This is a genomic window from Nonomuraea sp. NPDC050451, assembly GCF_044458585.1.
In genome coordinates, this window is record NZ_JBITHZ010000061.1 from 17,094 (window position 1) to 34,727 (window position 17,634).

At 71.7% G+C, this 17,634-nt stretch carries 10 protein-coding genes; 5 read left to right on the forward strand and 5 right to left on the reverse strand.

Annotated elements, in window-relative coordinates:
• Window positions 1-195 precede the first annotated feature (195 nt).
• Window positions 196-3,852, reverse strand: coding sequence for an NACHT and WD repeat domain-containing protein (locus ACIBI9_RS64205; protein ID WP_397238366.1), 3,657 nt, complete (start codon window positions 3,850-3,852; stop codon window positions 196-198).
• Window positions 3,853-4,179: 327 nt separating this feature from the next.
• On the opposite strand from ACIBI9_RS64205, the gene ACIBI9_RS64210 reads away from it, so the two are divergent.
• Genes ACIBI9_RS64210 through ACIBI9_RS64220 form a run of 3 tightly spaced genes read left to right on the forward strand, consistent with a single transcriptional unit; the run spans window position 4,180 to window position 6,799 of the window.
• Window positions 4,180-5,619, forward strand: a complete 1,440-nt coding sequence (locus ACIBI9_RS64210) for a purine-cytosine permease family protein (RefSeq protein WP_397238368.1) — start codon at window positions 4,180-4,182, stop codon at window positions 5,617-5,619.
• 20 nt (window positions 5,620-5,639) lie between these two features.
• Window positions 5,640-6,290, forward strand: coding sequence for a hypothetical protein (locus ACIBI9_RS64215; RefSeq protein WP_397238370.1), 651 nt, complete (start codon window positions 5,640-5,642; stop codon window positions 6,288-6,290).
• Window positions 6,287-6,799, forward strand: coding sequence for a hypothetical protein (locus ACIBI9_RS64220; protein WP_397238372.1), 513 nt, complete (start codon window positions 6,287-6,289; stop codon window positions 6,797-6,799). The genes ACIBI9_RS64215 and ACIBI9_RS64220 overlap by 4 nt, the downstream gene beginning before the upstream one ends.
• A 22-nt stretch (window positions 6,800-6,821) precedes the next feature.
• Here ACIBI9_RS64220 and ACIBI9_RS64225 read toward each other — a convergent pair whose 3' ends face one another.
• Window positions 6,822-9,566 carry an ATP-binding protein gene (locus ACIBI9_RS64225; protein ID WP_397238374.1) on the reverse strand — a complete coding sequence of 915 codons (2,745 nt, stop codon included), beginning with the start codon at window positions 9,564-9,566 and terminating at the stop codon, window positions 6,822-6,824.
• Between the two features lie 195 nt (window positions 9,567-9,761).
• On the opposite strand from ACIBI9_RS64225, the gene ACIBI9_RS64230 reads away from it, so the two are divergent.
• Complete coding sequence (locus ACIBI9_RS64230) at window positions 9,762-12,788, forward strand: BTAD domain-containing putative transcriptional regulator (protein WP_397238376.1); 3,027 nt, start codon at window positions 9,762-9,764, stop codon at window positions 12,786-12,788.
• Window positions 12,789-12,798: 10 nt separating this feature from the next.
• Here ACIBI9_RS64230 and ACIBI9_RS64235 read toward each other — a convergent pair whose 3' ends face one another.
• From ACIBI9_RS64235 to ACIBI9_RS64245, 3 genes are all read right to left on the reverse strand, one after another.
• The gene (locus tag ACIBI9_RS64235; protein ID WP_397238378.1) at window positions 12,799-13,023 is read right to left on the reverse strand and encodes a hypothetical protein; all 225 of its coding nucleotides are present in this window, start codon (window positions 13,021-13,023) and stop codon (window positions 12,799-12,801) included.
• Window positions 13,024-13,184: 161 nt separating this feature from the next.
• Window positions 13,185-13,634 carry a hypothetical protein gene (locus ACIBI9_RS64240; protein WP_397238380.1) on the reverse strand — a complete coding sequence of 150 codons (450 nt, stop codon included), beginning with the start codon at window positions 13,632-13,634 and terminating at the stop codon, window positions 13,185-13,187.
• A 469-nt stretch (window positions 13,635-14,103) separates the two neighbouring features.
• Window positions 14,104-14,490 (reverse strand): hypothetical protein, encoded by a 387-nt coding sequence (locus tag ACIBI9_RS64245; protein WP_397238382.1) that lies wholly within the window; start codon window positions 14,488-14,490, stop codon window positions 14,104-14,106.
• Window positions 14,491-14,840: 350 nt separating this feature from the next.
• Between ACIBI9_RS64245 and ACIBI9_RS64250 the strand changes: the two genes are divergently transcribed.
• Window positions 14,841-17,579 (forward strand): hypothetical protein, encoded by a 2,739-nt coding sequence (locus ACIBI9_RS64250; RefSeq protein WP_397238384.1) that lies wholly within the window; start codon window positions 14,841-14,843, stop codon window positions 17,577-17,579.
• Window positions 17,580-17,634: the final 55 nt, after the last annotated feature.

Below are 17,634 nucleotides of genomic sequence, written 5' to 3' on the forward strand. Positions count from 1 at the left end.
CTCGGCGCGGAACACCACGTCACTGCAGGCCAGAGGCAGGTTCGTTGGATTCTGCTCCATTGCTACCGGGACCTCCTCATCCTGCCTGCAGTCAGCAGCGCAACGTCTGTGTGCGGGGCCTTACTTCTGTCTCCGGAACACGACCGGTCACGCGCGCCCCTTTCGGCGCAGAGCACCCTCTGTAGCGATAAGTGGTCAAGGGCACACCTGCCGGAACTCCTCGGCCTCCACGTAACGCTGCCACTCGGCGCGGGTGAAGGAGCGGCCCGCCTGCGCACACACCGCGGCGGCGGGGTCGGCGGGCGTCGCGACGTTCCACAGCCGCAGGGTCAGATCGGCGCTTGCCGTGGCGAGCATGGCCCCGTCCGGGCTGAAGGCCACATCGGCCAGGGTCTTCGTGTGACCGGTCAGCGCGGGGCCGATCTGGCGGAGGGTCGGTACGTCCCACAGCCGCACGGTGCGGTCCCCCGAGCCGGTGGCGAGGGTTCTGCCGTCGGGGCTGAACGCCATCGCGCTGACCGAGTTGGTGTGACCCGTCAGGATGACCCCGTTCTGACGCCCGCTCGCCACATCCCATAGCCGCACAGTGCCGTCAGCCGCCGTGGTGGCCAGGAGCTTCCCCTCGCCGCTGAAGGCCAGGGCGCTGTGCTGGTCCGTGGCGGCGCCGTGCAGTGGCGCTCCGATTTGGCGGCGGGTGGCGACGTCGAACAGCCGTACGGTCTTGTCGCTGCCCGCCAGCGCCAGGATGGAGCCGTCAGGGCTGAACGCCTTCGCGGGCACAAAACCGGTGTGCCCCTTGACGACGATGCGAGGTCCGACCTCGCGGCGGCCCGCGACGTCCCAGATCGCGACGGAACCGTCGTGGCCGGTCAGCGTCCAGAAGGCACTGAGCCCGCCGTCGGCGCTCAGCTGGCCGAACGTGCCGAGCCTGTCGGCGCGGCCGATCTGGCGGCGGGTGCCGGCGTCCCACCGCCGTATGGTGCCATCGGTCCCGGCCGTGGTGAGCGTCCTGCCATCACGGCTGAACCTGATGGCGCGCATGCCGGCCCATTCGCGGGGCACCGGATCGTCCTCAGGGCGCAGGCGGGGGCCGGACTCGCGGCGGGTGACCACGTCGAAGAACCGGACGGCGCTGTCCTTGCGGTCGGTACCCATCGCGACCACGGGGTCGGAGGCGGCCAGAGTCTTTCCGTCAGGGCTGAAGGCGACATCGTACGTGCCGGCCATCGCTGCGCCGAGCTGCCGGTGCGCCGTCGGGTCCCACAGCCACACCTGGCCGTCCGCGTCGGCGGCCGCAAGGGTCCTTCCATCAGGGCTGAACGCCAGTCTCTCGCTCCGGAACCGCCTGTTGGTCAACGGGTCGCCCACCTGCCGGCGGCTCGCGGTGTCCCACAGCCTGGTGTAGCCGTCCGCGCCACCGGTGGCGAGCCTCGTCCCGTCCGGGCTGAAGGCCACCGCGTAGAAGCCGACGTCGCTGCCGGTTCCCCGCAGGACGCCACCGATCTGCTTGTAGGTGGTCAGATCCCACAAACGGACGGTCCGGTCCGCGATGCTGACCGTCGCGAGGGTTCCGCCGTCCGGGCTGAGGGAGATGCCGCTGACGTCGCCGGCGTGCCCGGTGAGCGCCTTGCCGATCTGGCGGCGGGTGCCGAGGTCCCAGACGCGTACGGTGTCGTCGGCGCCGGCGCTGATCAGACGTTTTCCGTCCGGGCTGAAGGCTACCTGATCGATGGAATCGCGGACGGATTCGTGGTCGGCGCGGCCGATGGGGGCTCCGGCCTGCTGGCGTTCGACGGTGTCCCACAACCGTACGGTGCCGCTCGTGGTCGCGGTCGCGAGAGTGCTGCCGCTCGGGCTGAACGCCATCGCGCGTACCCCGTCCACGACCTCCATCGGGCGTCCCAGTGGCCGGCGGGTGGCCACGTCCCAGAACACGACCTCGTGAAAGCAGGCCGTGGCCAGCACCTTCCCGTTGGGGCTGAAGGCCGTCTCGAATCCGAAGACGCACAACCCCTCATGAACGATCGGGTCGCCGAGCTGCCGGCGGGTCGCCGAGTCCCACAACCGGACGGTGCCGTTGTAGCCGGTCGCGATGATCGTACCGGTGGGGCTGAACAGCAGCTGGTCGATGGAGTCGTCCTGCGCGGAGAAGATTCCCCGGTCCGCGCGGGCTGCCACGTCGAGCAGGCGCCGACGCGTCTCGGGGGTTTCGGCCAGCCGCCACGCCGTCACGGCCTGCAGCGCGGACGTGACCGGATCGTCGGTGATCTCACTCTCCGTGGCGAGCCGGCGCGACACCGCCAGTTGCCGCTCCTGGACGGCCAGCAGGCGCTGCTGGTCGGCGTTGTTCGCCGCGTTCACGGCGATGCCGGCGGCGAGCAGGGCGAGCACCGACAGCGTGGCCAGACCGGCCATGACAAGGGTACGGCGCCGGCCCGCCCGCCGCGCGGCCTCGACGGACGCGGCGACGAAGCGGTTCACGATGGGGCCGGGCGGCGGGAAGCTGCCAGGGTCGCGGTCCCAGCGGGGCCGGCTGTCCTGTACGGCCAGCAGCCGGGCCCCGCGGTAGAGGAAGGCGGGGTCGCGGTGGTTTTCGGCCCATTGCCCGGCGTCCTCGACGAGTCGGTCGTACACCTCGTGCGCGGTCAGGTCAGGTTCGAGCCACTGCCGCAGAGTGGGCCAGGCGGTCAGCAGGGCGTCGTGGGCGATCTCCGCGCGGTCCTCGTACAGGGTGATCAGGCGCAGCCCGGCGAACGCCGACAGCAGCTCCTCGACCCGGCCCCTGCGTTGCTCCGAGTCCGCGGCCGCGGCGGCGTGGAGCTCGGCCCAGGTCGCGCCGCGTCGCACCATCCGCCCGCCTGAGGTGATCAGGGTCATCCGCCGGAAGATCCGCAGCGTGGCCTTGCGATCATCGGGAGACAGCCGGTCGAGCACCTCGTCAGCCGTACGCTGGACGGAGGCGCGAACATGGCCGGAGTCCTCGTACCCCCGGATGGTCAGCCTGCCGTCCTCGCGTCTTTCCCAGGTGTTGAGCAGCGCCTGTGACAACAGCGGCAGGGAGGCGGCCTCGAAGCCGCCGCCGGCACGCAGCTCACGCAACATGATCTCGACCAGACCGGGTTCCAGCTCCAGGCCCACAGCGGCGGCGGGGCCGGTGATGGCCAGCAGCAGGTCCGGCTCCGTCATCGGCTCGACGATCACCTGGCCGTCCTGGATGGCCTCGGCGAGCTGAGGGTAGGCGGCGCAGCGGTCCCAGTAGTCCGCGCGCACCCCGATGATCACCGCGGCGCCGGCTCCGGCCAGGGCGTGCAGGGTCTGGACGTACGCCTGGCGCTCCCGCTCGTCGGCCACCAAGGTGAACAGCTCCTCGAACTGGTCCACCACCAGCACGAACCGCCCGTCCGGCAGGTCGGCCTTGCCCACCCGCTCCTGCTCTCCCTCACCGGCCTGCTCCGGATGCTCCCTCGACCGCTCGCCGGCCTCTTCCGGAAGCGCTCGTAATCGCTCGCCGGCCTGCTCCGCGCTACCGCCGTACGCCTGCGCCCAGGCTTCGGCGAGCGCGCGGAACGGCTCCGCAGTCGGCGTGACGAGCAGGCGGGGCCAGTCCCGCGACCCGGGCAGGAGCGGCGTACCCTCCGCGAGCGCCGGCATCAGCCCCGCCCGCAGCAGCGACGACTTGCCCACGCCCGAGGCCCCCGACACCAGCAGGATGGAGCCGCGCCCCCGCAGCCGGGGCGCGAGCCGCTCCAGCAGGTCGCGGACCGCCCGCCGACGGCCGAAGAACAGCTCGCTCTGGTCGCTTTCGAACGGCGCGAGCCCCTGGTACGGGCACACCTCATTCTGGTCAGGCACCGTTCCGACCGCCTCGCGCCATCCCGAAAAGCGGGAACACGTTGCAGGGTTTCACCACGGATACCGTATTGATCAGGCCAAACACCCGTCAAGCGACGACATGCCCGATCCTGGCGTCGAGGGTGTCGTTGGCCGCCGCGCGGTGCACGCCGGGCTCGGGTTCACAGCGGTATCGAGTTCACAGCGCTCCGAAGACGCCGGTCCCGGCTGGTCTCGCTTGCCGGGATGTTGCCGCTAGCTTGCCCGCCGCCCGCAAGCCGGGCGTCCACCCTCCCGCAACAGGCGCGGCCGATCGTGATCTGGACCGCGATCGGAAGGGATGCCGTCATGGAGCAGCTCGTGGGGATCGAGCGGCACGGCGTGTCCGCTATGCCCGAGCACCGCCGCACCGCCCGGCCCGTGACCGTGATGTGGGTGCTCGTGGGCTCGAACCTGTCGCTCAGCGCGACGGTGTTCGGCTGGCTGCCCGTCACGTACGGACTGAGCTGGTGGCAGATCGTCGTGGCCGCCACCGCGGGCACGGCGCTCGGCCTGATGCTGGCGGCGCCGCTGGCGCTGCTGGGGTTCCGGGCCGGGACGAGCAACACGGTGGCCGCGGGCGCGCACTTCGGCGTGCGCGGCCGGCTGGTGGGCTCGCTGATCGGGCTGCTGCTGTCCCTCGGGTACACGGCTGTGGCGATCTGGACGGGCGGCGAGGCGGTCGTGGTCGTGCTCGCCCGGGTGAGCGGGACGGCGCCCGGAGAGGCGGCGCACGGGCTGGCGTACGCGGGGATCGCGGTGCTGGTGGCGGCGCTGGCCGTCTGCGGGTTCGAGCTGATCTCGCGCATCAGCGCGGTGCTGGTGGCGCCGATGGCGCTGGTGCTGGGCGCGGGGGTGGTGGCGTACGCGCCCGGCTTCGATCCGTCGTGGTCGGCTCCTACCGAGCTGAACGGCGCGTCGGCCTGGATTCTCGCCCTCGTCACGGCCGGGATCAGCGGACCCGTCGCGTACGCCACGATCATCGGCGACTACACGCGATACCTGTCTCCCCGGAGGCACAGCGCGGCAGGCGTGGTGTGGTCCTCGGCCGCCGGGCTGTTCTGCGGGCTGCTCGCGCCCACGCTGTTCGGCGCCTTCGTGGCGATCTCGACGCGGGCGGAGGGGGCGTACCTGGAGAGCGTGGCACGGGCGGCACCCGCCTGGTACCTGCCGCTGCTGCTGTTCGCCGGCGTGGCCGGGTGCCTGGGCGCGGCAGGCGTGCCGCTCTACAACATGGGGCTGGAGCTGCACGGACTGTTCCCGCGCACGTCCAGGACGGCGGGGGCGGCGGCCGCGACGGCGATCACGCTCGGGCTGGTGTTCCTGGGGCGTTTCACCGTGGGGGTGGAGGAGGCCGTGACCGGGTTCGTCGTGGTGCTGACCGTGGTGGCCACGCCGTGGGCGGTGATCGCGCTGATCGGGCACGTACGCTGCGGGCGCGTGTACGACGTGCGGGACCTGCAGGTGCACAACAAGAGCCTGTCGGGCGGCCGGTACTGGTACGCCGGCGGCTGGAACCCCCGGGCCTGCGCCGCCTGGCTGGCAGGGACCGCCGTCGGGCTCCTGGACGCCGACAGTCCCCTCTACACCGGCCCGCTGGTCGCGCTGACCGGCGGCCTCGACGTCGGCTACCTGCTGTCCGCGCTGGTCTCGGCCTGCGTCTACCTGCTGCTCGGCACCGGGCACGTGACCGGTGAGCCGATCCCGGACTGGCGGCAGACCTACCTCTGGCCCGCCGCCACCCGCTGAAGCCTGGAAGGAGAACGAACATGTTGGTCATCGTCGCCGTGTCGGTCGCGGTGGTCACCGTGCTGGTCGCGGCGCTGGTGTTCGTACGCAACGGACCCTGGGGGTTAACCGCTGCGGCGGAACGGGATTTCGCCGAGCTCAAGAAGTGGGTCGGCGCCTGCCTGGAGCAGGACCTGACCATGCTGGACGCTAAGCTCCCGCCCGGCGCGGGGACCGCCCGCGAGTACCGCCGCCTGGCCGAGAGCCACGTGCTGCGTGCCTCGGCCGCGGATGGCTCGACGTACTGGCTGGAGGTGTCGGCGTGCACGGAGGCGCTGGCCAGGGCCGGGCGGGAGCTCGCGCCGACAGCGGGCAAGAGCCCGCCGTGCCTGTTCGACCCGGCGCACGGGCCGTCCACGGAGACGGTCGAGTGGCGGCCGCGCGAGGGCGGCCGTCCCCGCCCGGTCCCGTCCTGCGCCGCGGACGCGACCGCCGTCGAGACCGGCCGCGTCCCCGCCTACCGGTACGTGACCTGCGACGAGGGCGAGGTCCGCTACTTCGACGCCCACGGGCTCTACGCCTCCTGGCTGCTCGGCTACTTCAGCGGCTTCGACACCGACCTCACCGCCCGGCTGCTGGCCGGCACGCCGCTCGGCGCCCATTTGCCCGATCTCATCAGGGGGATGTCATGAGCCTGGACTACACCAGAGCCACCCGGCTGTGCCCGGTGAGCGGCCTGAACGACCGGCTGCGGGCGGCGGTCACGGAATACGCCGGACAGCAGCTCCTCGGCGACCTGGAGGAGACGGCCGAGATCTGCTGCGAGACCCGCAGCGTCCCGATCCTGCCGCCGGGCGGCTTGCGGCGCGGCCTGCTGAACGGGCTGTTCAGCACGTTCCGGGTGGTCGGGCTGGAGATCGGGCCGTTCACGACGGCGGCCGTCGTCACGCCGGGCGTGATCGTGATCGCCACCGTCACCGACCGGGGCACGGAGGTGCGGCTGGGCGCCAGGCTGGCGGAGGTGTCACTGCGCGTCGTGGACCCGGCGCTGTACGGGCAGGCCACGGGGGTCGACGTGCAGGCGCGCTGGTTCGGGTCGTCGGAGGCGAGCTCGTACCTGCTGCCGCTCGACACCGGCGCGAACGGCCAGTCGTTCCTGGCGCGCCTCCGCGAGCTGACCGCCGCAACGAGACACGGGTGATGGGCGAGACACCGGTGAACGGTCAGGCCCGGCCCGCGCCGGCGTCTTCGTTCAACCGGACCGCGAGCTGCGTCCGACTGCGTACGCCCAGCTTGCGGTAGGCACTGGACAGGTGCGTCTCCACGGTCTTCACCTCGATCACCAGCTCCTCGGCGATCTCCCGGTTGGACCGGCCGCGCGCTGCGAGCGCGGCCACCCGCGCCTCCGACGGCGTCAGCCCGTACGGCCCCGGAGGCCGGGCCGGCTGCGCCGCCGCCCCGGCCCAGCGGGGCGCGCCGAGCTCGGCGAACAGGGTGGCGGCCTGCTCGGCGCTCTGCTTGGCCGCGGCTCGCCGTCGCAGCCGCCCCTGCGCCTGGGCCAGCGCCAGCGCCGTACGGCCGAGCTCGAACGGCATCCCTCCGGCGGTGAACTCCGCGCAGGCCGCGCCCAGCTCTCCGGCTGCCCGTTTGGGCGAGCCCGTGGCAGTGAGCAGCAGGCCACGGGCCCGGCCCGCGACGCCCCTGGCCAGCGGCCGGTCGATGAGGCGCGCCGACCTGGCGGCCCGTTCGGCCAGCTCGGCGGCTCGGTCGAGGCGGCCGAGCGCCACCAGCGCCTCCACATGGTCGGACACCGCGGTCGGGCACACGACTTCGAGCGCCGCTCCGAGAGAGGTGGCCGCCTGCTCCATGTGTTCCAGGTGCCGTACCGCCTCGGCGGGGTCACCCGCGGCGAGCTCGACGAAACCGAGCAGGGCCCGCAGGCACAGAGCGCCCGTGCCCATGCCGGACCGCAACGCCACGGCGAGCCCCTCCTCCGCGATCGGCCGGGCCCTGTCCAGCTCGCCCCGGTGGGCCAGCACCAGCGCCTCGGTGAACAGCGCGGACGTGGAGGGCATTCCAGTCTCCTGCCCGGCGCGGCGGGCGAGCGCGGCGCGTTCGGCGGCGGCGTCGAAATCGCCCGCCAGGCACTCGACCTCCGTCGCCCACATGAGCGCGGACGGGATGTAGGCCTCGATACCGGCCGCCACCGCCGCCGTACGGACGGTGTCGAGCGCGGCTCGCGCCGCCGGCAGGTCGCCGAGCGAGCGGTACAGGTAGCCGGCCACATGCAGGGCGGCGAATGGCGAGCGATCCAGCGGATTGTCGTAGACGAGCTCGGGCACGGCGGCGGGCGGACGTGCGGTGCGCATGAACTCGACGGTGATCGTGGCGATCGTGGCCTCGTCGCGCAGCGCGCCGTCCCCGACGCGCGTGGCCACGGCCAGCAGCTCGCGGGCGTGCCCGGCGGCCCCGGCGAGGTGGCCGACGTGCATGCGCGTGTACGCGAGGTCGGCCAGGATCGGCACGAGCAACTCGGCCGACTCCCCGGCCTCCAGCCTGGCCTGCTGGTTCGGCACGAGCGCGCCGGCGTAGTCGCCCTCGCCGAAGATCGCCCGGTTGAGCAGGAAGAGCACCTCGGCCTTGACCGGGCCGGACGGGCACCGCTCCGCGACGTCCTCCAGCAGCGCGCGGGCCCGGGAGGCGCCACCGCTGGTCAGCAGGTTCACCGCGGCCTCGATGCGGCGCCTGGCGGCCAGGTCGTCCTGCTCGGGCGGGGTGAGCCGGGCTGCCCATTCGGCCAGTTCCCCCGCCGTGTACGGCGCCCCGCGCGCCACCGCCAGCCGCGCCGCCTCGTGCAGGGCGTCGGCGGCGACCGGGTCGGGGCCGGTCGCGGCGAGCGCCAGGTGCCTGGCCCGCTCCTCCGGCCCGGCCGCCGTACGCGCGAGCCTGGCGTGCATCTCGCGCCGCCTGGCGGCTCCGGCCCACTCCAGGACGGCCGCGCCGTACAGGGGGTTGGCGAAGCGCGGCGCCGGGCCGTCGGTGACGACGTGCCGGGCGACCAGCTCGGCCAGGCCCTCGTGCCGCGCGGGCAGCCCGTCGAGCAGCCCGGCCTGGACGCGGGAGGCGGAGGCGAGCATCAGCGCGACCTCGGCCGCCGCGTCGGACAGGCCGTCGATCATGGTACGCAGCAGGTGCCGCAGTCCTTCCGGGACGGGCAGGTCCGCGTCGGGGCCGGGCCGGTCGTCCAAGGTCCTGGCCAGCTCCAGCGCGAACAGCGGGTTGCCGCCGCTCGCCTCGTGGACGACGCGCAGCAGGCCGGGCCGCACAGAGCGGCCGTATCGGGAGGCGAGGACGGCGCCGATGGCGTCGAGGTCCATCGGGCCGATCTCGCAGCGTTCCACCCGGTCGGGAGCCACGGCGCGGGCGAGCGATGGCCAGGAGAGGTCGCCGGTGCCGGTGCGTAACGTGGCCAGCACGCCGACGGGCTGTTCGAGCCGGCGTAACACGAAGCCGAGCACCGCCTCGGTGGACGGGTCGAGCCACTGCAGGTCGTCCACGGCGACGATCAGCGGCCCCTCCGCGGCGTACCGTCTGAGCAGATGCAGGACGGCCAGCCCGACCGCCCGCTGGTCCGGCGGCGTCTCGCCGGGCTCCCGCCAGAGCAGGGCGACCCCGAGCGCGGCGCGCAGCGGCGCGGGCAGCGCACGCACCGCCGGAGCGTCCTCCTGCCCGTCGAGCAGGTCGCCCAGGCCGGAGTAGATCAGGCCGGTCTCGGCCTCCCCCGGGCGGCAGGCGAGCACCCGGCCCGCGCCCGACCTGGCCGCGGACAGCGCCGCCGTCCACAACGACGTCTTGCCCATGCCCGCCTCACCGCTGATCATCAGCATGCGTGGGCCGGGGTGGCGAAGGTCGAGCCATGCACGCAACGAGACGAGTTCGGCGTCTCTGCCAAGGAGCGGTTCGCCCATCTTCTCCTGCCGTGCAAGTGCCCCTCCGCGCGGCCGGGACGGTGGGGCGTCGATCCGTCACGACTCGTGGAGCGTAACAAATCAAGATTCGCGAGAAAATGTCGAGGATTCAGGGGTTTCCCTGAGGACGCGACGAACCCGGCCGCCTTCAATCGTCGTGAACGATGTCACTCCCCTGCCCGGAGGTAACGCCAGGTGGCCGCAAACGTACGCGTGGCCGTACTCGGACCCGTCGAACTCGTGGCCGGTCACCGGCGTACGGGCCTGCCGCGATCCCGCCTGCGCGCGGTGCTGGGCCTGCTGGCTCTGACGCCCGGCCGGGTGGTGTCCGTGGAACGGCTGATCGACGGCCTCTACGGCGAGCAGCCGCCGTCAGAGGCCGTGCGCACCCTGCACACCTACATCTCCCACCTGCGCAGGGCGCTGCGTGACGCCGGCCTGCCCGCGACCCTGGAGACCCGCGCGCCCGGCTACCGGCTGGCGCTCGAACCCGGCGAGGTCGACGTGGCCGTCTTCGAGTCCGGAGTGGCGCTCGGCCGGGGCTTGCTGGCGGAGGAGGTGTCGGACAGAGCGGCCGACACGCTCACCGGCGCGCTGGAGTTGTGGCGGGGCGAGGTGCTCGCCGACTGCCGGGTGCACGGCTGGGCGCACGGGGAGATCGAACGGCTCAGAGAGATGCGGCTGTCGGCGACAGAGGACGTGCTGACCGCGCGGCTGCGCCTCGGACAGCACCGGGTCGCCGCCGAGCAGCTCGAACACCTGGTCGTGGAGCATCCGCTGCGCGAACGCCTGTGGGAGCTGCTCATGATCGCCCACGCCCTGGCCGGACGGCAGGCCGACGCCCTCGCCTCGTTCCAGCGGGCCCGCCGAGTGCTCGACGACGAGCTCGGCGTCGACCCCGGCCCGGCACTGCGCGAGATCGAGGTCAACGTGCTGCACGGCCGGCTCGCCGCCGAGGACCTGCTGCCGCCCGGCGCCGCGCCGGTCGTGCACCGGGTGCAGGTCGCGCCGCGAGCTCCGGCGGGCGTCCCGGCCCCCATCACCCGGCTCATCGGGCGCGAAGCGGACCTGGCCGAGCTGCGCCCGCTCGTCGCGGGCCACCGGCTGGTGACGCTGACCGGCATGGGCGGCGTCGGCAAGACCCGCCTGGCCGCCGCCATCGCCGCGACCGGCCTGGACGGCGGCTTCGACGGGGTGCACTTCGTCGAGCTGGCCCAGGTCGAGGACCCCGAGCTGGTCGCGCCGGCGATCGCCGACCTGCTCGGCGTGCACACCGCAGGCGGGCACTCCGCGCTGCACGCGATCGCCGAGGAGCTGGGGACGCGGCGCGTGTTGTGCGTGCTCGACAACTGCGAGCACCTGGCCGACGCCTGCGCCGCCGTCGCGCACTTCCTGCTCACGAGCTGCCCGTCGGTGCACATCCTGGCGACCAGCAGGGAGACCCTGCGGGTGGGCGGCGAGCTGGTGTGGCGGGTGCCGCCGCTCGGCGCGCCGCCGTCGGCCGAGCTGTTCCTGGAACGCGCCGGGCTCGGCCACGCCGACCGGCTGGACGACGGCCAGCGGGCCGCGCTGTCGCTGATCTGCGCCGAGCTGGACGGACTCCCGCTGGCCCTGGAGCTGGCCGCGGCCCGTGCCAGGGTGCTGACGTTGCCCCAGATCGCCGAACGGCTGCACGACCACTTCGCGCTGCTGACCGGCGGCCCGCGCACCGCCCCGCCGCAGCACCGTACGATGCGGGCCGTCATCGACTGGAGTCACGCCCTGCTCGACGCGGAGGAACGCGAGCTGTTTCACGCGCTGTCGGTGTTCCTCGGCGGCTTCGACCTGACGGCAGCCGCGGCGGTCTCGGCCGAGCCGGACGTGCTCGACCTGCTGGGACGGCTCGTCGACAAGTCCCTGCTGATCGTCGACCCCACGCCGGACGGCGCCCGGTATCGCATGTCGCAGACGATCCGCCAGTTCGCCGCCGAGTCGCTCACCCCCGAGCGGCGCGACCGGTACGCCCGGCGGCACGCCGAGTTCTACCTGGCCTTCGCCGAGAAGATGGAGGGCGAGCTGAAGGGGCCGGGGCTCGGCGCGGCACTGGACCGGATCGCGGCCGAGCACGACAACCTGCGCGCCGCCTGCACGTTCGGTCTCGGCGACGAGATGGCACTGCGCATCGCGGGCGCCGTCTGGCGCTACTACTACCTGCGCGGCCACTACTCCGAAGGCCGGCACTGGCTGGAGACCGCGCTGCAGCACGCCTCCGGCGCCCCGGAGCCGTACGTGGCCAAGGCGCTCGGCGGCGTCGCGACGCTGACCGCGTACGAGTGCGACTACGAGCGGGCCACCGGGTACGCCGAGCGCGCGCTCGCCGTGCACCGGCGGCTCGGCGACGCGGCCGGCGTGGCCAGGGCGCTGAGCATGCTCGGCGAGATCGCCCGCGAGACCGGCGACTTCGAGCGCGCCCTGCGCACGCACGAGCAGGCGCGGCACGAGTACCGGGCCGCCAGGGACACCTGGGGCGAGGCCTTCCAGGTCGAGATGCTGGCCCTGGCCTCCTGGCTGTCGGGGCGCTTCACCGAGGCCAGGGCGCGGGCGCAGGAGGCGCACGACGAGTTCGTACGGCTGGGCGACAAGGAACGCATCGGCTGGACGCTGCTCGACCTCGCCGCCTGTGACCTGTACGACGGGGATCCCGTACGCGCGCGGGGCCTGCTGCTGGAGGCCCGGGTGCTGTTCGAGGAGGTCGGCTTCCCCGAAGGGCTCGGCTGGGCCGACAACCTCCTGGCACTCACCGACCTGACGGACCTGAAGGCGGCGGCCGGGCGGCTGGCCCCCGCGCTCGACATCCAGTACCGCCTGGGCGATCTGTGCCGGTCGTCGAGCGTGGTGGAGGCCATCGCCCGGGTCCTGCACCTCGACGGCGCCCATGCCGCCGCTGCCCGGCTGCTCGGCGGCGCTTCGGCGATCCGGGCGGCGATCTCCGCTCCGGTGCCCCCGTGCGAGGCGGCCGACCTCGCCGCCCTGGAGAGCGGCCTGCGTACGGCGCTCGGGCCCGGCTCCTACCACACCCACCACGCGGCCGGCCGCCGCACCACCATCGCGGAAACCATCACAGCGGCCAGGTCCGCTGCCGAAGGCATCGCGACGGCCAGGACGGGGGCCAGGACGACGGCGAGGACGACAGCGAGGACGACGGCGAGAACGGGGGCCGCGGGCGAAGGCGGCGCGACGTGACCGTGCCGCGTCACCGGCATCCCCACGGCACCCCGGGCAAGGCGGCGGCCGGAAGGCGCCGGCCGGGCACTGCGGCCAGGAACCGCCGGCCGGGTGGCCTGATCCGCGCCGGCTCCTCGCCGCCGTCGCCCGGCGCCGCCTCGTCGGGAGTCTCGGGCACCCTCTCCTCAGGGACGTCAGGTGTGTCCCACTCGGGTGCGTCCGGCGTGTCGCCTCGCACCGCGGGCTGCTCCATTTCGGGGCCTCCTTCCGCCTGACGACCCGTCGTCCCTCGCGACCAGGCATACGCGAGTCCGCTTGCCGGAATGTTGCACGGCTGCTGCGCGCCCGTACGGGCGCCGGCGGCGAGCACCTCCAGGACGCCGCGGGCCGACGCCCCGGAGGTGACGGGAACGGTTACATCAGCGCTGAGCGGACCACGCACCTGGGGTCAGGGTCCTGGGCGCTGGCGAAGTACCCCGCGAAGATGACCTGGTCGTCGACGCGGTCGGTGTTCGTGACGACCGGCCGCCCGCCGTCGACCAGCGGCAGCGCGGTGTAGGTCTTCCCCGCCTCGACCGTGCGCTCGAAGGCCCAGGCGTTCTTGTAGGCGTCCCTGATCCGCATCACCACGCGGCTCGCGGAGCCGCCGTGGTTGATACGGAAGGTCAGCTTCTGCCAGGCGCGGCTCCCGTCGGGTAGGTTCTCGAAGGAGGCGGTCGCCTCCAGCTCGTACCGGAACGCCGTGCCGCCGTAGGTGTGGCACTCGACCTTGATCGTGGTCGCGGCCTGGGCCGGCGACGACGCCGCTAGCAGGAGCCCGCCCGCCACGACGGCCGAGGCGGCCGCCTTCGTCATCCTGTTCACTGGTTCCCCCCTGTGACACTGGTTTTCGGACAGCCCCAGCAAAGAGGATCACTGTTGCACGGCGGTGGCCTCCCGCTTGCGCCGCCCGCCGGTGAGCTGGGGGTCCCGTGGCCTGCGAGAAGACGCAAGCGCCGCCGTGGGCTGAGAGGCAGACCTCCCTCTCGGCCTCGCTGTAGTCCTGGGGAAACCTCCAACGGATTTGCCTGACCTGCGACGATGACGGCTCTGTGACTGTGGTGTGGATTCGCTTACGGTGAAGGCGTGAGCACCAACCAGCCGGAGTTCGGATACGGCGCGGTCGTCCCCTGTGGACCGTGGGAATCGGGACGCTGACGGTGTAGGCCCGTCGGCCTCAGGCCCAGCGACCCGGGCGCAGATCGACCGGAACGTCAAGGAAATCTTGTGCACGGCCTCCTGAAGTGTTGATGCTTCAGGAGGCTCAAAGCGCTTCCCTACCTGGTGCGAGGCTTTAGCAGGGCTTCATCCCTCTAACGCCCGCCCAGCCCGCGATAATACGCGTCTTTGAAACGGTCCCTCCAGCATGGATCGTCAGACACGGCCCGTCAGTGGTTCCCGCTATCTCCAGCTTGCGCTTGACGGTGTAGGAGTGACAGTTACGAATCGTGTAGTAGACGATCTTCAGGGGGCCGCCGGGCACGTCACCCGTCGTGTAGCTGAGACCGCACGGCACGGCGGACACCTTGGCCTGGGGCGCCAGCGCCATCCTTGCGGCGGGCGTGACGGCAGCCTCCGCGGACGCAGACGCCGCACCGGAGGCCGCCATCGTGAGGCTGCCGGTGAGAGCCGCCGCGGCGACCGAAGCGGCGGCCCATCTGACTTTCCCTGTGCTCTGCATTTGATTCTCCCTTTGTGTTCCTGCTCGAACGGCGTGTTCGACAGCTTCGCCGACAATTGAGCGCTTCAATCGTCCGGGTGCGTCATCCGGCTGAGCGCCGTCCGATTGACTTCCTGGCAAAGGAGATCATCACTCGGATCGAGCCGTAAAGACCTTTCACGAAGAAGAGCCGAAATACAATTTGCAACGCCTGCGACCTGGCCATTCTCAATTGCATTGCAAATGCAATTGGGTTGCGTGTAATGGTCGAATGCGTTCTGCGGGAGAAGCGGCGATGCGCCAACGCGCGATACGGTGGAGACGGAAATATCCTGACTTGCCCACCGAGAACTAAAGGAGTCGAACGAGGCATGGTCGGAACTAATCGGACATCGCGCGAGCAAGATGATGTGATCGCAGAGTTCTTCGGCCGCCTGTTCGGGTATGCGGAGGAGGCAGCGCGACGCTCAGAGCATGCGAAACGGTGGCAGGCCGGCCGTGGCAGTGACGGGAAGCCATTAGACATCGACATAGCCAAGGCGCTGGGCCTGAGTGCCTCGACTGTCGGGCATTGGCGCAAAGAGCGGCATTTCCCGCGCCAGACATTGATCGCCTCCGTGCTCGTGCGAGCAGGAGTAGAAGTTGACCACACCGAGCACACCGCATTCCTCGACCTTGCGCGCCGCGCTCATCGTGCGTGGAAAATGCGCGAAGCGGCCGCTGTCGACCCGGCTAGGATCGCGTCCGCCGACGCTAGAGTGCACGACACCGTCGATGCCCCTGCTCGCGGCATGAGCGCGCGCAGCATCTTTGTGCCGGCGCCTGGCAGAAGGGACGAAACGGCAGACACGGCACGTGATATGAAGGAGGAGTTCAAACCCGGCCCGCCGGAGGAAAGGTGTCCGGAAATGGCTGTGTACACCCAAAACCCCGTTAAGGAACGACGTTGTCCGGATCCGGACAACGTTGCTCTTTCAGGGACGGCGCCTGAGGGCGAGGAGGGCGTTCGGCTGGTCAAGGCGGCTAATGCCCTGGCGAGAAAGCTGCGGGCACAATGGGAGGATGAGGCGGCCGAGCGCGGGCTGGACAACCCGCCGCCGATCCCACCTCGTTGGGTGAAAACCTCCCGGCCCGTCGCCAGCCGGTTGCGGGTGGCTCTGGACGATCCGCAGCGGCCCCGCTTCGTGCCGCTGCCCGGCACCCCGCAGGCGACGGCACAGGCGGTCGAGGGCGGTGGGCTGGCCGGGTTGTTCGACCTGTATGCGGGGCTGGGCTCTGGCCGCATCGTCGTGATGGGTCACTACGGCACCGGCAAGAGCGCAACAGCCATCTTGTTACTGCTGGAGGCGCTGGATCATCGGGTCCGCCTGAGCGTCTCGCAGGCCATGAGCACGCCGGTTCCGGTGCTGCTGAGCGCCTGCGACTGGGATCCCCGACACAACAGTCTCAGTGAGTGGTTCGCCCAGCAACTCGCCACCGCCTACACCTTCCTCGCCTCTCCCGAATACGGCCCGGACGCGGCGGGCGAGCTGGTTCGCCACGGCATGGTGTCGCTACTCCTGGACGGCTTTGATGAGATGGACCAGCCTCGCCAAGTCCACGCGTTGCAGCACATCAACCGGCAGCGCCGTTCCTTCCGGCTGATGGTGCTGGCCCGCACCGACGACTTCACCGCCGCCGTACAGACCAAGACCACGCCGCTGCACGGCGCCGCGGCCGTGGAGCTCCTACCCGTCGCAGGCGAGCAGGCGATCAGATATCTGCAGGACTATCGGCCAGACCCGCCTGCCGATGGCGATCCCATGAACCAACTGATCGACCGTCTCCAGCGGCACCCCGACGACCCGGTCAGCCAGGCACTGGACACGCCGCTGACCCTCACCCTCCTGCGCGAGGACCCGCACGCCGCCGCCGGCCTGCTCCAGCCAGGCCGTTTCGCCACGCGCGAGCAGGCCGAGGAGCACCTGCTTGATCGCGTCGTTCCCACCGCCTACCCGCCCCACCGGTCCGGCCCTCCAGCGGAGCAGGCCGGCAGGTGGCTCAGGTATCTGGCCATCCAGATGGGCCGCGGCGACCTGGCATGGTGGCAGATGCACCACTGGGCGCCGATGTGGGAGCGCTGCCTGTTCAACGCACTTGCCGGAATGCTGTTGATGTGCGGGATCGGCGCCGTGGTGTTCGGCCCGATCGGGCGGTACACGGTCGCCGGTGATACCGGAACGGCTTTCGGCATGTGGTACGGCGTCCGCATGGGTGCGTGTTTCGGGTTGCTGGCCGGCCTGGTCTCCGAACTGCGCGACCCCCGCCCCGACTGGACAGACAAGCTCCACACCGCCTTCGGCGGACGGCCCGCCCGCCTGCTACACCGATGGCCGCGCTCGGCGTTCAACACCGCAGTAGGATTGGCGATCTTTGCGGTAGTGGCCATGGCCGTGGGCAACCAGATCAACTACCCGTTCGGCCTGGCCGCCGGGATCGTCGCGGCGGCCGCCGCCGGGCACGCCGCCACTCGCATCCGCCCCACCTCCAGCACCGGCTCCTGGTGGAGCAGGCTACGTCCGGGCGGCGTCGATCTGCTGGCCGCCACGACCATCGGGGTGCCGATCGGGCTGGCCTACGGCTTGACCAAGGCGCCGCTGCACGGAACGGTTGCCGGGCTGATCGTCGCGTTCGGGTTCGGGCTCATGGTCAGCGTGGCACGCCCGATCGCCGACATCGACACCCCGCCCACTCCCCGCATGCGCTGGCGCCTGGACCGCCAGCGCGCCCTGCTGGTGGCTTGCAGCGCCGCGATCCCTATCAGTGTGGCGCTGGGCTTCCAGAACGGCCGTACCCACGGCCTGCTGGCCGGGATCGTCGCCGCCGCCGGGTTCGGCATCATGATCACCCTTGGCTCCGTCGCGGCGATCTCCGACATCTGGCGCACCGGCCTGCTTTTCGCCCAGCTCCGGATACGCGGGCTGTTTCCTCTGCGCGGGATGCGGTTCCTCGAAGACGCCCGCCGGCGTCATGTGCTGCGCACCGCCGGAGCCAGATACCAGTTCAAACACGATCGGCTACGAGCCACCCTCGCCAACGACTGTCAACGCTCTGACCCACCGCCGCGCTAACCACCGCACCTTGCACAAGCCAAATTGACACCACCGCCGCACCCCGCGAGGTCGC